The organism is Pseudomonas fluorescens, from assembly GCF_001708445.1.
GTDB lineage: Bacteria > Pseudomonadota > Gammaproteobacteria > Pseudomonadales > Pseudomonadaceae > Aquipseudomonas > Aquipseudomonas gorinensis.
This window is the reverse complement of sequence record NZ_CP015637.1, coordinates 647329-662556: the sequence shown is the minus strand read 5'-3', so window position 1 is coordinate 662556 and position 15228 is coordinate 647329. Positions and strand designations below refer to the sequence as shown.

General features: G+C 62.1%; 12 protein-coding genes and 1 pseudogene. 12 read left to right on the top strand and 1 reads right to left on the bottom strand.

The annotated features are described in order from the left end of the window. Positions 1 to 52: 52 nt before the first annotated feature. Entirely contained in the window at positions 53 to 4645 is a 4593-nt protein-coding gene (locus A7317_RS02805) for a DUF4329 domain-containing protein (protein WP_155766426.1), read from the bottom strand. A gap of 373 nt (positions 4646 to 5018) precedes the next feature. Here A7317_RS02805 and urtA point away from each other — a divergent pair, with 373 nt between their 5' ends. The 12 genes and pseudogenes from urtA to ureC all read left to right on the top strand — a co-directional run bounded on the left by urtA (position 5019) and on the right by ureC (position 15180). Continuing rightward, entirely contained in the window at positions 5019 to 6284 is a 1266-nt protein-coding gene (urtA, locus tag A7317_RS02800; RefSeq protein ID WP_024073143.1) for an urea ABC transporter substrate-binding protein, read from the top strand. A gap of 136 nt (positions 6285 to 6420) precedes the next feature. Continuing rightward, the gene (gene urtB, locus A7317_RS02795) at positions 6421 to 7923 is read left to right on the top strand and encodes an urea ABC transporter permease subunit UrtB (RefSeq protein WP_069075163.1); all 1503 of its coding nucleotides are present in this window, start codon (positions 6421 to 6423) and stop codon (positions 7921 to 7923) included. Next, positions 7923 to 9002: an urea ABC transporter permease subunit UrtC gene (urtC, locus tag A7317_RS02790; protein WP_024073141.1), complete on the top strand. Its 1080-nt coding sequence runs from the start codon at positions 7923 to 7925 to the stop codon at positions 9000 to 9002. The genes urtB and urtC overlap by 1 nt, the downstream gene beginning before the upstream one ends. After that, positions 8999 to 9847, top strand: coding sequence for an urea ABC transporter ATP-binding protein UrtD (gene urtD, locus A7317_RS02785; RefSeq protein WP_024073140.1), 849 nt, complete (start codon positions 8999 to 9001; stop codon positions 9845 to 9847). The genes urtC and urtD overlap by 4 nt, the downstream gene beginning before the upstream one ends. A 24-nt stretch (positions 9848 to 9871) precedes the next feature. Beyond that, a pseudogene (locus A7317_RS30955) lies at positions 9872 to 9958 on the top strand (outer membrane lipoprotein carrier protein LolA); the annotation flags it as partial. A gap of 22 nt (positions 9959 to 9980) precedes the next feature. Further along, a complete protein-coding gene (urtE, locus tag A7317_RS02780; RefSeq protein ID WP_024073139.1) occupies positions 9981 to 10679 on the top strand; it encodes an urea ABC transporter ATP-binding subunit UrtE in 699 nt (232 codons plus the stop codon). 30 nt (positions 10680 to 10709) lie between these two features. Continuing rightward, positions 10710 to 11549, top strand: a complete 840-nt coding sequence (locus tag A7317_RS02775) for an urease accessory protein UreD (RefSeq protein WP_024073138.1) — start codon at positions 10710 to 10712, stop codon at positions 11547 to 11549. A 148-nt stretch (positions 11550 to 11697) separates the two neighbouring features. Continuing rightward, positions 11698 to 12000: an urease subunit gamma gene (locus tag A7317_RS02770; RefSeq protein WP_069075162.1), complete on the top strand. Its 303-nt coding sequence runs from the start codon at positions 11698 to 11700 to the stop codon at positions 11998 to 12000. A gap of 9 nt (positions 12001 to 12009) precedes the next feature. Continuing rightward, a complete protein-coding gene (locus tag A7317_RS02765) occupies positions 12010 to 12522 on the top strand; it encodes a GNAT family N-acetyltransferase (protein ID WP_069075161.1) in 513 nt (170 codons plus the stop codon). Between the two features lie 5 nt (positions 12523 to 12527). Next, positions 12528 to 13061 carry a GNAT family N-acetyltransferase gene (locus tag A7317_RS02760; protein ID WP_024073135.1) on the top strand — a complete coding sequence of 178 codons (534 nt, stop codon included), beginning with the start codon at positions 12528 to 12530 and terminating at the stop codon, positions 13059 to 13061. Then, positions 13058 to 13363 (top strand): urease subunit beta, encoded by a 306-nt coding sequence (locus tag A7317_RS02755; RefSeq protein ID WP_024073134.1) that lies wholly within the window; start codon positions 13058 to 13060, stop codon positions 13361 to 13363. Before A7317_RS02760 ends, A7317_RS02755 begins: the two co-directional genes overlap by 4 nt. A gap of 116 nt (positions 13364 to 13479) precedes the next feature. Continuing rightward, positions 13480 to 15180, top strand: a complete 1701-nt coding sequence (gene ureC / locus A7317_RS02750; RefSeq protein WP_024073133.1) for an urease subunit alpha — start codon at positions 13480 to 13482, stop codon at positions 15178 to 15180. Positions 15181 to 15228: the final 48 nt, after the last annotated feature.

Here is a 15228-nt window from a genome sequence, read left to right as displayed (position 1 = left end):
CGTTGCCAAAGGATTTCTTTTCATCCTTCAGGCTCTTTGTCACCGGGGGGGGTCAAAGTTCATCTCTGTCTCGACCGTACTGGACGTCTTCAGGCTCAGGTTGGACGCCTACATCCTTGATTTGCCATTCATCCCCCAACTCCCCCAGACGCGTCCAGAAAGCATCGGTCTCCAGCACCGACAGCTTTCCGTTTGCCCTCAGCGTTCCGATCAATTGAGTCGCAGAACGTTGGGGCCCCGTGGCGGCCAGTGTGTGTTCTGTCGCCGGGTTGGTCGGCAAGTACTTGAGCAATGCGCCGCCTCCGCTGATGAAATAGCATCCCTCGGCTGACGGCTCGTTCATTCGCAGAGTGTCCAGCATCGCCTTCAAATCCGCCTCGGCGATGAAGTTGGCCCTGAGAGTGCTTTCGAAAACCTCGGCACCCGCTGAAACCGCCATTGCCTTATAGAACGACTGCACGGCCACGACCTGGTAGTAACCGGCTCGATGGGCCGACGCCAGCGCCAGGCCGCCGCCACTTGCAAACAGCGCCGGCACCGTCAATGCCGTGCTTTGGTCTTCCTCTATCGGCGTCACCGCGCACACATCGTTGGTGCCGGCGACCTTGAGCACGCCGCCCAGGAGCGTCTTGCCGGCAAACCCGGCAGACAACCCCTGAGCGTGCCGTGCGGCGTCATCAGGATGGGCACACACCGGTCCGCACACCAGTAGAGGCGCCGGAAAGCCATCGACATACACAGCGGCGGCGCCCGGTTGCCAGGAGGTGTCAATGCGACCTCGACCGTTCCAGACCGGGCTCGTTTCCACGACATCCAGCGTGCCTTTGACCGCCAGGCTGTGCACATAGTCGACCAGTTGCAGCGCCCCACCCCGCAAGTAACTGTGCAGCTTGGTCGTTTCACTGGAAAACATCACCGACCGGTCGAGGCCATCAAATTGAAACTTGAGCAAAGCATCGTCAGCGCAGCGCAGATACAACGACCAATAACCTTCATCTGCGGTTTTCTTGACGAAACTCAGTCCATCGGCAATGTCGCGCGGCCAAAAAAAGCTGCGCCCCATGGGGTCACCAGCCTTGCCGATAGCTGCGCTGGAGGCACACAGATACAACCCCACAATGGCATAGCCCTGAGGCAACTGCGCGTAGGGGAACACCTGCTCGAGCCGGGAGAAGTCCTGCCGTTGCAACGGCAGCGTGACCCTGTAGTGCTCTTTCCGGGTTGACTTGAGCAGATAGCCAAACGTCAGCCATTCTCTCGCGTCAGACGGTGGCAGCACTGAACTCACGGCGTCGTCGGCCTGGGTGAACACCGGGCTGAACGCGGGGTCAGCCAAGGAGCCCCGAATCAAGAGCCCTGGCCATTGATAAACGAATGCGGAAAATTCGCCGAGCAAGCGCCTGGGCGGTCCCCAGTACCGGCTCCCTTCAACCACCCTCAACTCGCCCGCCTTCGCCACCCGCGACACAAACTGCGTGGGCAACAGTTCGCCACTGCGAATCCGCCGCTCGATGAGGTTATCCCCAACGTCGCCCTTGACCAGGTCGAGCGCAGCCAGATCCGCTTTGAGCGTCTGTTCCTCGGGGGAGTCCGTCAGGTTGTAGCTCAACAAGACGCCATCGGAGCCGATCAGGTACTCACGCTTGACATGCACTTCACGCCGCAACAGGTTCGACAGCACGCTGGTGGGTACCATGCTGGTGTAGATGGCCTTCTCGGTCGCAGACAATAGGATCGGCACCTCACGCGCAAGCGTGGAGCGGTAACGCCCGACAACGGTCGCCCCCTCTGGGTACAAGCCTTTCGAAACCGCCTGGTCAGGGAAGATCCAATTGAGCACAAAACCTTGAGGCGGTATCGCCAAGGGCGCCGTGGCGACGAACAGCCCATTGCCGAGGCGCAGCACTACACCACCATAGGCGCGTTGACGATTGTCACCAATCAACGTGCGCACATGCCGCACGGCATCGTCCGGCTCGGCAAATGCGGGGCTCAGGCGTCGTCGCATGAGCGTTGCATACCCTTGCCAATGCTCATTGACCGCGCCCCGCTCGTCCCAACACTGGCTGGTGCGCACCACATGCAACTGACCGCGCTTGGCCCATTCCCGGACAAAGTCCAGCGGTGTCTTGGCACCACTGGCCAGCGCTGTTTGAGTGGCCTCCAGTTCTTTTTCAAGCGCGCCGCCGCTGCCGAACGCAAACGGCCCCGGCAGGCGATAGCGCAGCAACGCGCCCTCCTCGGTGGAGAAATAGATAGGCAAGTTGTCCCCGGCGTTGTACAGCTCGCCAAAACGCTTCGCGTCGTAAAGGCTCGAATACAGCACCGTTGGCAATACGAAAAAACGCGTCAGCCAGGCCTTCGAAGTGGTCAGCCCGGTGGGTTGCCATTGTTGGGAGCGAAACAGCGCGCGGAGCATGAACCCTGGCGGGAATACATAGCCCTTATCCGTCCTCGCAAACAACGCATTGCGCGAAAACAGCTTGATAGACGTCGTCACATCCATCACCTGAGTCGCGATGTACTGCTCGTTTTGCGTGTGTTTGAGAATGAACGCGTAACAGGACTCAGTGGCCCGGTTGCGCCCATGAACCCGGGCATGCAGGTCCCGGGCGGCCTCCTCTGCCGTGGAGAAAATCGCGCCATAGGTGATGAAGTCGGGCGGACCTGCGCGGTCTGCGTAGGTGAAGTTCGGTGTCCAGTCTGAATACACGGGAGAACGCGGCCCCCACAGCGCATTCCCCTGGATAACCTGTAAACCTCCGGTCTCGGCCACCCGGCCAACCCATTGCGCAGGTTTGATCAGCCCTTTGTCCAGGCGCTGTTGAGCCCTGCTGCCACCAGGCTCCGGCACGACACCGTTCAACAGCACGGTTTCATTTGCCGAACCGCTTGGCGTATACGCCAAGAGGCATGCCTCGCTTGCCGATAGATACGCCGGACGACCTTGTTGGATCACCCCATGGAGCTCTTCGGCGGAAAACACCTGCAGGTTGATCTCGGCCTCTTCCCGCGTCCAACGGCGCTGCTCGATCCAGTCGGGATGCACCATGGACAACGCCACGTGGGAACCATAGCGCCCATGAATCACATAGGGTTCAGGAGGAACCAGCGGGCCCTGGTCGCCCGCGGGGAAAAACAGCGCCGAGGCAAAAGGGTTGACCTGGCTTTCCATCGGCTCAGTGATAATGAAGCGGCCATCTTCGCCCTTGAGAATGTAGCCACCATAGGATCGGTCCCGCCGCCCACCCACTTTCTCGTGGGCATACACCGCAGCGTCCGTGGCCGAGAGAAACGTCGGGCTGAGTACCGCTTGATAAAACGGCGTGAGTAACGACGAGCGATTGTCCACCTCCCCTACGCGTCGCCAGAGTTCACCGGGCCGGACCACCGACAGGCTGCACGTATTGATCACCCGCCGGACAAAACCACGCGGGGTCAGCGTGCCGGCGATCATCTCGGCCTGGGCACCCTTGTCGTTGAACACCCCGCCGGGGCCTTCGTCCACCAACTCTTCAGCCTCTACGGCACCGGGCAACTGGAGTTTCAGCACGGCCCCGTCGCTGGCCTCCATGTAAAGCGCCAGGCCACGGGTGTCGGCCTGGATATCGGCGGTGTTGCGGGCCTGGGTAATGCCCGCAACAAGTTGCGCCGGCGTAAAGAACGCCGAGTACATCCAGGGTTCTTTCGACGGAAAATCACTTGGCTGCGGCCAGGACCGGTAGTAGATGGCCTCCAGCCGGAACTGCGAGGGTAACCGGGGTTTACCGTCGGGACGCTTGGGGAACAGGCTCGCCGGCGAGAACAGCACCGGGCCCGGCGCCTGCGGCCGAGTGGCGACGTAGGTGTCTTTCTGGACATGCTTGAGCACAAACCCCACTGTGCGCCCCGTGACGGTCGCCGGGGTGCTCTCCAACGCGGCGAGCACGGCCAACTCGGGGCGCTTGAATACCCGGGTAAAAAACGGTTGTTCCTGTACCGTCTCCAGCGGCCCGACCGGCGACTTGATTCTCCAACCGCGCTTTACCCGGCCACGCACTTGCCCCCACAAGGCATCGGCCACCACCACCCGAAGATCGCCGCCCTCGGCGACCTGCCAGATAAAGCTCTCAAAATCCGCACTGGCTGCCAGCGGCACCTGACCTTTCAAGCCTTGCAGCAGCGTCTTTTCCAGGGCATTGCCACTGGTGGTGTATTTCAACAGCGTGCCGGTCGGCCCACACAAATAGTGGGCCGGTACCGACTGGCGATGCTCAATGATAAACACCATATCGGCCGGCGAAAAAAAGCTTGTAAAGACGGCGGCCTGATCGTCGGTAAAGGTGGGGTTATGCTGTTTGATCTTGTCGGCGTGCGCAGGGTGGGAGTGGTACAACGCCGCGCAGGTGTAGCCAGCCGGGGCGATGAAATGATCGCGTTCATCCACGGCCATTATCTCGCGATGGTCAAACGTGACCTCCCCACCCTCCACGGGACGCGTGGCGAAAAAGTGATTGTCCTTCTTGAAAATCGCACCCCCGAACTCTTTGTCGCCGACACTCCTGCCCACGTGTTGCTGAGCCCAGCGGGCGGCGTCGTCCGCCGTGATGAAAGGAGGGCTAAGCGGTGGTAATACGGCAACATGGGTGCCCTGCGCTGAACGCACATCTCTGAATAGTGGGTTGTCCAACTCCTGTACTCCTGACGGCTGGTAGACGGATGTGGGCGCTTGACGGATGTCGCACCCCGTCCAGCGATTTTGAACACCCCCGCCAGGCGCCAGGCACTACATGTGTAGACCTGGCGTAGCCCCTCCTCACACGCGACGCAGCGCAAAGCACCAGAACGGTGCCGATGCAGGCCCCACGCTGACATTTCAGCCCCACATTGGAACAACCGCCATTGCAAATGCCCCGTAAAGAGGCCGCTTTCATACCGGGCGCTGACCGGGCACAGCCTTTGCAATCACCGAAACAGCCACGTTGGCGGGCGGTTCGTGCGCCCCAGAAAAATAATCACTCACTCTCGGAGATCGCACCATGCAGCGTCGCAGCTTGATCAAGGCGTTAACGTTGTCGGCATCCATTGCCGCCATGGGTCTGACCTGGACCGTACAGGCCGCAGAAACCATCAAGGTCGGCATCCTGCACTCGCTGTCAGGGACCATGGCGATCTCCGAAACCTCGCTGAAAGACATGGCCTTGATGACGATCGACGAGATCAACGCCAAAGGCGGTGTGAACGGCAAAATGCTCGAACCCGTGGTGGTGGACCCGGCGTCCAACTGGCCGTTGTTTGCTGAAAAGGGTCGGCAGTTGCTGACCCAGGACAAGGTCGCCGTGGTGTTCGGCTGCTGGACCTCGGTGTCGCGCAAATCGGTGCTGCCGGTGTTCGAAGAGCTCAACGGCTTGCTGTTCTACCCGGTGCAATACGAAGGTGAAGAGATGTCGCCTAACGTGTTCTATACCGGTGCGGCGCCGAACCAGCAGGCGATCCCGGCGGTGGAATACCTGATGAGCGAAGAAGGCGGCGGCGCCAAGCGCTTCTTCCTGCTGGGCACCGACTACGTGTACCCACGCACCACCAACAAGATCCTGCGCTCGTTCCTGCATTCCAAGGGCGTGGCGGATAAAGATATCGAAGAGGTCTACACCCCGTTCGGCCACGCCGATTACCAGACCATTGTCGCCAACATCAAGAAGTTCTCCGCTGGCGGCAAGACGGCGGTGATCTCCACCGTCAATGGCGACTCCAACGTGCCGTTCTACAAAGAGCTGGCCAACCAGGGCCTGAAGGCCACCGACGTACCGGTGGTGGCGTTCTCGGTAGGTGAAGAGGAACTGCGCGGCATCGATACCAAACCGTTGGTGGGCAACCTCGCGGCCTGGAACTACTTCCAGTCGGTAGAGAACCCGGTCAACCAGAAATTCGTCGCCGACTGGAAAGCCTACGCCAAGAAACACAACCTGCCGGGCGCGGACAAAGCCGTGACCAACGACCCGATGGAAGCCACCTATGTGGGCATCCATATGTGGGCCCAGGCCGCCGAGAAAGCCAAGTCCACCGACGTCGACAAAGTGCGTGAAGCCCTGGCCGGCCAGACCTTCGCGGCACCGTCGGGCTTTACCCTGACCATGGACAAGACCAACCACCACCTGCACAAGCCGGTGATGATCGGCGAGATCCAGGCCGACGGTCAGTTCTCCGTGGTGTGGCAGACCCAGGAGCCGATCCGGGCGCAGCCGTGGAGCCCGTACATCCCTGGCAATGACAAGAAGCCGGACTATGCGGTGAAGAGCAACTAAGCCCCACCACAGGTCAACTGTGGGAGGGGGCTTGCCCCCGATAGCGGCGTGTCAGGCAATGCACTTGTCACTGACCCACTGCTATCGGGGGCAAGCCCCCTCCCACACTGTCCGCGCATGACTAGGACATTTGTTTATGCCCGCTGCCCTCAATCACTATTTCCTGGCATTGCTGCTGTTGCTGCCTTTGGCGGCACATGCAGGCGACGCCGAAGACTTCCTCGCCGCCAACCCCGCGCAACAAGCCAAGCTGCTCCAGGACTGGGCCGCCCAGCCCGACCCGGCGCGCATCGAGTTGGTGGACGCGCTGCAACAAGGCCAGCTCACGCTCAACGGTGAAACCAAGACCGTACGCCTGAACAACCGCCTGCGCGGCCTGATCGACAACGTACAGGCCAGCCAGCAACTGCTCGCCGCCGACCCCAAGGTACGCCTGGCCGCTGCGCGAACCCTGCAAAAAACCGCGCAACCGGCGCAACTGAAATTCCTCGACCAGCAGGTCGCCGCCGAAACCAATGAGGACGTGCACACCGCCCTCAGCCTGGCACTGGCCAACCTGCAACTGGTGGACACCGACCCGGTGGTACGCCTGGCCGCCGTGCGCTTGCTCGGCAGTACCGGCGACCCGCTGGCACGTACCCGCCTCGAAGCCCTGCTCTCCCCCGGCGTGGAAGCCGACGCCAGCGTACACACCGCCGCCGAGACCAGCCTGGCGCAGGTCAAACGCAAACTGATGCTGGGTGAAATCCTCGGCCAGGCCTTCAGCGGCATGTCCCTGGGGTCGATCCTGCTGCTGGCGGCCCTGGGCCTGGCGATCACCTTCGGCCTGCTCGGCGTGATCAACATGGCCCACGGCGAAATGCTGATGCTCGGTGCCTACTCCACCTACGTGGTGCAGTTGCTGATGCAGCGCTATGTGCCCCAGGCCATCGAGTTCTACCCGCTGATCGCGCTGCCGGTGGCGTTCTTCGTCACCGCCGCCATCGGCATGGCCCTGGAACGCACGGTGATTCGTCACCTGTATGGGCGTCCGCTGGAAACCCTGCTCGCCACCTGGGGCATCAGCCTGATGCTGATCCAACTGGTGCGCCTGGTGTTCGGTGCGCAGAACGTTGAAGTGGCCAACCCCGCCTGGCTGTCCGGTGGCATCCAGGTGCTGCCCAACCTGGTGTTGCCGTACAACCGCATCGTGATCATCGCGTTCGCACTGTTTGTTGTGGTGCTCACCTGGCTGCTGCTGAACAAGACGCGCCTGGGCCTGAATGTGCGTGCCGTGACCCAGAACCGCAACATGGCCGCCTGCTGCGGCGTGCCCACCGGGCGCGTGGACATGCTCGCCTTTGGCCTCGGCTCCGGCATCGCCGGGTTGGGCGGTGTGGCGCTGAGCCAGATCGGCAACGTCGGCCCGGACCTGGGCCAGAGCTACATCATCGACTCGTTCCTGGTGGTGGTGCTCGGCGGGGTCGGCCAGTTGGCCGGCAGCGTCATGGCGGCGTTCGGGCTGGGCATCGCCAACAAGATCCTGGAGCCACAGATCGGCGCCGTACTCGGCAAGATCCTGATCCTCGCGCTGATCATTCTGTTTATCCAGAAACGCCCGCAAGGACTCTTCGCACTGAAAGGACGGGTGATCGACTGATGAACCAGCCATTGATGCTCACCGCCACGCAAAAGGCCGGCCCCAAAGTGACGATTGCCGTCGGCGCCGTGATCCTGGCCCTGCTGCTGGCCCTGCCGTTGTGTTCGCTGCTGGCGCCGGAAAACCCGCTGCATGTATCGGCCTACACGCTGACGCTGGTGGGGAAGATCCTCTGCTACGCCATCGTGGCCCTTGCGCTCGACCTGGTGTGGGGCTACGCCGGCATGCTGTCCCTCGGCCACGGGTTGTTCTTCGCCCTCGGTGGCTACGCCATGGGCATGTACTTGATGCGCCAGGCCTCCGGTGACGGGCTGCCGGCGTTCATGACGTTTTTATCCTGGACCGAATTGCCCTGGTATTGGGTCGGCACCGAGCACTTCCTCTGGGCGCTGTGCCTGGTGGTGCTCGCACCGGGCTTGCTGGCATTGGTGTTCGGCTTCTTCGCCTTCCGCTCGCGGATCAAGGGCGTGTACTTCTCGATCATGACCCAGGCCCTGACCTTCGCCGGGATGCTGTTGTTCTTTCGCAACGAGACCGGGTTCGGCGGCAATAACGGCTTCACCAACTTTCGCAGCATCCTCGGCTTTGGCATTACCGAGCCGGGCACGCGCGCGGTGTTGTTCGTGGCCACGGTGCTGTTGCTGGTGGCCAGCCTGTACATCGGCTGGCGCCTGGCGCAAAGCAAGTTCGGCCGGGTGCTGACGGCATTGCGCGATGCGGAAAACCGCCTGATGTTCTGCGGCTACGACCCACGCGGCTTCAAGCTGTTCGTGTGGGTGCTGAGCGCGGTGCTGTGCGGCCTGGCGGGCGCGTTGTATGTGCCGCAGGTGGGCATTATCAACCCCAGCGAAATGTCGCCGACCAACTCCATCGAAGCTGCGGTATGGGTGGCCCTGGGCGGACGCGGCACCTTGATCGGGCCGCTGCTCGGCGCTGGCGTGGTCAACGGCATGAAGAGCTGGTTCACCGTGGCGTTCCCGGAATACTGGCTGTTCTTCCTCGGGGCGCTGTTCATCATCGTCACCTTGTATTTGCCCAAGGGCGTGATCGGCCTGCTGAAGAAACGGGGTGAACCATGAGAATCACTGCGACGGCGGAATTTATGCTCGAACCTATCCTTGATGCCGGCAGCGGTCGCGATGCGATCGGTATCGGCCAGGCGGCCGGGACGGGCCTCGACACGCGCCACGGCACGATCCTGACCCTGGAAGATATCAGCGTCAGCTTCGACGGTTTCAAGGCGCTCAACGACCTCAACCTGTACATCGGTGTCGGTGAATTGCGCTGCATCATCGGCCCCAACGGCGCAGGCAAGACCACGCTGATGGACGTGATCACCGGCAAGACCCGGCCCAGCCACGGCAAGGCCTGGTTTGGCGAAACCCTCGACCTGACCAGCATGAGCGAAGTGCAGATCGCCCAGGCCGGTATCGGCCGCAAGTTCCAGAAACCCACGGTGTTCGAAGCCTTGAGCGTGTTCGAGAACCTGGAGCTGGCACAGAAGACCGATAAATCCGTATGGGCCAGCCTCCGTGCGCGCCTGAGTGGAGAGCAGAAAGACCGCATCGATGAAGTGCTCGACACCATCCGCCTCACCGCCTCGGTGCAGCGCCCGGCGGGGTTGCTGTCCCACGGCCAGAAGCAGTTCCTGGAAATCGGCATGCTGCTGATGCAAGACCCGCAACTGCTACTGCTGGATGAACCGGTGGCCGGCATGACCGACGCGGAAACCGAATTCACCGCCGAACTGTTCAAGCGCCTGGCGGGCAAGCACTCGCTGATGGTGGTGGAGCACGACATGGGCTTTGTCGGTTCGATCGCCGACCATGTGACGGTGCTGCACCAGGGCAGCGTACTGGCCGAAGGCTCGTTGGAGCAGGTGCAGGAAAACGAGCGCGTGATCGAGGTGTACCTCGGGCGCTGAGTTCGCTTTTCTGTAGGAGCGAGCTTGCTCGCGAAAATCGTTAACGATAACGCGGGCAGCCTGAATGCACGCGGCGCCCTCAGGTTTTTCGCGAGCAAGCTCGCTCCTACAGGGAATTGAGGAGGTTTTGAGAATGTTGCAAGTCGACAAGCTGCACCAGTACTACGGCGGTAGCCACATCCTGCGGGGGCTGTCTTTCGACGTGAAGGTCGGCGAAGTCACCTGCCTGCTCGGGCGTAACGGCGTGGGCAAGACCACCCTGCTCAAGTGCCTGATGGGTTTGCTGCCGGCCAAAGAGGGCGCGGTGAATTGGGAAGGCCAGGCCATCACCGGCTTCAAGCCGCACCAGCGTGTACACGCCGGGATCGCCTATGTGCCCCAGGGCCGGGAGATTTTCGGGCGGCTGACCGTGGAAGAAAACCTGTTGATGGGGCTGTCGCGTTTTCCTGGCTCCGAGGCCAAGGAAGTGCCGGCGTTTATCTACGAACTGTTCCCGGTGTTGCTGCAAATGAAGCATCGGCGTGGCGGTGACTTGTCCGGCGGCCAGCAGCAACAGTTGGCTATTGGCCGCGCCCTGGCCAGTCGCCCGCGCCTGTTGATCCTTGATGAGCCCACCGAAGGCATACAGCCGTCAGTGATCAAGGAAATCGGGGCGGTGATCAAGAAGCTTGCCGCGCGGGGCGATATGGCGATCCTGCTGGTGGAGCAGTTCTACGACTTCGCCGCCGAGTTGGCCGACCAGTACCTGGTGATGTCCCGTGGCGAAATCGTGCAGCAAGGCCGCGGTGAAAATATGGAAAGTGACGGTGTACGCGGTCTCGTAACCATCTAATCTGTAGCGTCCTGACAATAAGCCTGAGCCATGAACCTGCCCGTTTCCCCCGCCCTGTTCACCCCCAGCTGGCATGCCGCGCTGGAACTCGGCTACGCGCGTTTCGGCGATACCACGCGCCCGGTGATGCGTCGCCACCACGGCCCGCTGCGGGTGCAAAAGCACCTGTACGCCGAAGGCCCCGAAGTGTGCCAGCACATCATCGTGCACCCGCCCGGCGGGATTGCCGGCGGCGATCGCCTGGATATCAGCGCCCACGTCGGCGCGGGCGCCTGGGCGCAATTGACCAGCCCCGGCGCTGCCAAGTGGTATCGCGCGAGCGGCCCGGCGTTTCAGCAACTCGATCTCACCGTAGAAGCCGGCGCCACGTTGGAATGGCTGCCCCAGGAAACCATCGTATTCAGCGCCGCCCAGGCCGAGCTCACCACGCGTATCGAGCTGCAAGGCGATGCCCGCCTGTTCTACTGGGACGTGGTCGCCCTCGGCCGCCCGGCCAGTGGTGAGCGTTTCGACCTGGGCCACTTCCAATCGCACCTGGATATCCGCCGCGACGGCCAGTTGCTCTGGCATGAACGCCAGCGCATTGTGGGCGCCGATGGTTTGCTGGACTCGCCCATCGGGCTGGATGGGCAGCCGGCGTTTGCGACGTTGCTGGTGACTGGCGAAATCCCTGGCGAATTGCTTGAACAATGCCGTTCACTGCCCCACGCGGTGCGCGGCGACCTGACCCAACTGCCCGGCCTGCTGGTGGCCCGCTGCCTGGCCAGTGAAGCATTGCTGGCGCGGCAGTGGTTGATCGATTTATGGAAATTGTTACGCCCCGCCCTGTTTGGGCGAGAGGCGGTCTCACCACGAATCTGGAGCACATGAAGATCAAAATGTGGGAGGGAGCTTGCTCCCGATGGCGGCGGATCAGTCAGCACACGTATTGCCTGACCCACTGCTATCGGGAGCAAGCTCCCTCCCACACTTGATCTCTGTTGTATTTAAGAATGCATTCTTTGAAGGACCTTGAACCATGGACCTGACCCCACGGGAAAAAGACAAACTGCTGATTTTCACCGCAGGCTTAGTCGCCGAACGGCGCCTGGCGCGCGGGGTGAAACTCAACTACCCGGAAACCATCGCCTATATCTCCGCCGCCTTGATGGAAGGCGCCCGCGATGGCCGCACCGTGGCCGACCTGATGCACTTCGGCACCACCTTGCTCACCCGCGAACAGGTGATGGAAGGCATCCCGGAAATGATCCCGGATATCCAGGTGGAAGCCACCTTCCCCGACGGGACCAAGCTGGTCACCGTCCACCAGCCCATTGCCTGAGGCCCGGCCATGATTCGTGACGCAACCGAGCACGACCTGCCGGCAATCCGCGACATCTACAATGACGCGGTACTCAACACCACGGCGATCTGGAACGAGCAACAGGTGGACCTGGCGAACCGCCTGGCCTGGTTCAGCGCGCGCCAGGCCCAGCGCTACCCGATCCTGGTCGCGGTGGAACACGATGAAGTGGTGGGCTACGCCTCATTTGGCGACTGGCGCCCCTTCGAAGGCTATCGCTACACCGTCGAACACTCGGTGTACGTCCGTAGCGACCAGCGCGGCAAGGGCCTCGGCCCACGCCTGATGCAAGCCTTGATCGAACGCGCCGGCACCTGCGGCAAGCACGTGATGGTTGCCGCCATTGAAAGCGGCAACCAGGCTTCGATCCGCCTGCATGAGCGCCTGGGCTTCACCACCACCGGGCAGATGCCGCAAGTGGGCATCAAGTTCGGCCGCTGGCTCGACCTGACCTTTATGCAACTGACCTTGAACCCGGGCGCAGAACCGCCCAAGGAGTGAGATCGATGAGCGCCGCGCAATTACGTCGAGTCAATGCTGAAAGTTTTGCCCACTACCGCCTGGGCTTGATTGAGCTGTTGCTGGACGCGGTCAAGCACGGCGCCTCGGTCGGCTTCATGGCCGACTTCGACGAGGCCCAGGCCCGCAGCTATTTGAACGCTGTGCAGGCAAGTATCGAAGACGCCAGCCTGTTGCTATGGGTGGTGGTGCGCGATGAACAGGTGATCGCCAGCGTGCAACTGGCGCTATGCCAGAAAGCCAATGGCCTGAACCGCGCCGAGGTGCAAAAGCTGCTGGTGCACAGCAGCGCACGCCGCCATGGCCTGGGCCAACAGTTGATGAACACCCTGGAACTCGCCGCGCGCCAGCACAAGCGCGGCCTGCTGTACCTGGACACCGAGGCCGGCTCGCCGGCCGAAGCTTTCTACCAGTCGCTGCGCTACACCAAGCTGGGTGAACTGCCCGACTACTGCCAAAGCCCGGACGGGCGCTACAGCCCGACCGCCATCTACTTCAAGACCCTGGGGCAACCTGCATGATTCCTGGTGAATATCAGATCCAGCCTGGCGACATCGAACTCAACGTCGGCCGCCGCACCGTCACCCTCAACGTGGCCAACAGCGGCGACCGGCCGATCCAGGTGGGCTCGCACTACCATTTTTTCGAGACCAATGACGCGCTGACGTTTGACCGCCCATTGAGCCGCGGCATGCGCCTGAATATTCCGGCGGGCACGGCGGTGCGGTTCGAGCCGGGGCAGAGTCGCGAGGTCGAGCTGGTTGATTTGAGCGGCGGGCGGCGGGTGTTCGGGTTTGCCGGACGGATCATGGGCGACCTTTAGGGCCTCATCGGGGGCAAGCCCCCTCCCACATTTGAATGGGTTCACAAATCAAAGGTGGGAGGGGGCTTGCCCCCGATAGCGATTTCACATTCAACACACATCTTCAGGGCACACACATGAAAATCAGTCGCCAAGCCTACGCCGACATGTACGGCCCCACCGTCGGTGACAAGGTCCGCCTGGCCGACACCGAGCTGTTCGTCGAAGTGGAACAGGACTTCACCGTCTATGGCGAAGAAGTGAAATTCGGCGGCGGCAAGGTCATCCGCGACGGCCAGGGCCAGAGCCAGTTGCTCGCTCACGAGGTGGTCGACACCCTGATCACCAACGCGCTGATCATCGATCACTGGGGCATCGTCAAGGCCGACGTCGGCCTCAAGAACGGCCGCATTCACGCCATTGGCAAAGCCGGCAACCCGGATATCCAACCCGGCGTGACCATGGCCATCGGCGCCAGCACCGAAGTGATTGCCGGCGAAGGCATGATCCTCACCGCCGGCGGCATCGACTCCCATGTGCATTTCATCTGCCCGCAGCAGATCGAAGAGGCCCTGACCAGTGGCGTCACCACCATGATCGGCGGCGGCACCGGCCCGGCGACCGGCACCAACGCCACCACCTGTACCTCAGGGCCTTGGCACCTGGCGCGCATGCTCCAAGCCAGTGACTCGTTCCCGATGAACATCGGCTTCACCGGCAAGGGTAACGCCAGCTTGCCGGAGCCGTTGATCGAGCAGGTCAAGGCCGGCGCCATCGGCTTGAAGCTGCATGAAGACTGGGGCACCACGCCCGCCAGTATCGACAACTGCCTGAGCGTCGCCGACCAATACGATGTGCAGGTGGCGATCCACAGCGACACCCTCAACGAGTCCGGCTTCGTCGAAACCACCCTCGCCGCGCTCAAGGGCCGCACCATCCACACCTACCACACCGAAGGCGCCGGCGGCGGTCATGCGCCCGACATCATCAAGGCCTGTGGCTTCCCCAACGTGCTGCCCAGCTCGACCAACCCGACGCGGCCGTTCACGCGCAATACCATCGACGAGCACCTGGACATGTTGATGGTCTGCCATCACCTCGACCCGAGCATCGCCGAAGACGTGGCCTTCGCCGAAAGCCGCATCCGTCGCGAGACCATCGCCGCCGAAGACATCCTGCATGACCTCGGCGCGTTCTCGATGATCAGTTCCGACAGCCAGGCCATGGGCCGTGTCGGCGAAGTGATCACGCGCACCTGGCAGACCGCCGACAAGATGAAAAAACAACGTGGCGCGCTGCCCGGCGACGGCCCTGGCAACGACAACTTCCGCGCCAAGCGCTACATCGCCAAGTACACCATCAACCCGGCGATCACCCATGGCATCAGCCATATCGTCGGCTCCATCGAAGTCGGCAAGTGGGCTGACCTGGTACTGTGGCGTCCGGCGTTCTTTGGCATCAAGCCAACCCTGATCCTCAAGGGCGGCGCGATCGCCTCCAGCCTGATGGGCGACGCCAACGCGTCGATCCCCACCCCGCAACCGGTGCACTACCGCCCGATGTTCGCCAGCTTCGGCAGCTCGCTGCATGCCACCAGCCTGACGTTTATCAGCCAGGCGGCGCAGGAGGCCGGGTTGCCGGAAACCCTGGGCTTGAAAAAACAGATCGCCGTGGTCAAGGGCTGCCGCAATGTGCAGAAGACCGACCTGATCCACAACGATTACCTGCCGGACATCGAGGTGGACCCACAGACCTATCAGGTCAAGGCCGACGGCGTGTTGCTGTGGTGTGAACCTGCGGATGTGCTGCCCATGGCGCAGCGGTATTTCCTGTTTTAACGGGGGCCACTCAACCCTGAACATGGCCTGCATGTCCAGGGTTGAACC

Bases quoted from the DNA above. Each gene is read 5' to 3' on its own strand.
- urtA (WP_024073143.1), top strand. From the start codon at position 5,019: ATGCAGCGTCGCAGCTTGATCAAGGCGTTAACGTTGTCGGCATCCATT.
- urtB (WP_069075163.1), top strand. From the start codon at position 6,421: ATGCCCGCTGCCCTCAATCACTATTTCCTGGCATTGCTGCTGTTGCTG.
- urtC (WP_024073141.1), top strand. From the start codon at position 7,923: ATGAACCAGCCATTGATGCTCACCGCCACGCAAAAGGCCGGCCCCAAA.
- urtD (WP_024073140.1), top strand. From the start codon at position 8,999: ATGAGAATCACTGCGACGGCGGAATTTATGCTCGAACCTATCCTTGAT.
- urtE (WP_024073139.1), top strand. From the start codon at position 9,981: ATGTTGCAAGTCGACAAGCTGCACCAGTACTACGGCGGTAGCCACATC.
- A7317_RS02775 (WP_024073138.1), top strand. From the start codon at position 10,710: ATGAACCTGCCCGTTTCCCCCGCCCTGTTCACCCCCAGCTGGCATGCC.
- A7317_RS02770 (WP_069075162.1), top strand. From the start codon at position 11,698: ATGGACCTGACCCCACGGGAAAAAGACAAACTGCTGATTTTCACCGCA.
- A7317_RS02765 (WP_069075161.1), top strand. From the start codon at position 12,010: ATGATTCGTGACGCAACCGAGCACGACCTGCCGGCAATCCGCGACATC.
- A7317_RS02760 (WP_024073135.1), top strand. From the start codon at position 12,528: ATGAGCGCCGCGCAATTACGTCGAGTCAATGCTGAAAGTTTTGCCCAC.
- A7317_RS02755 (WP_024073134.1), top strand. From the start codon at position 13,058: ATGATTCCTGGTGAATATCAGATCCAGCCTGGCGACATCGAACTCAAC.
- ureC (WP_024073133.1), top strand. From the start codon at position 13,480: ATGAAAATCAGTCGCCAAGCCTACGCCGACATGTACGGCCCCACCGTC.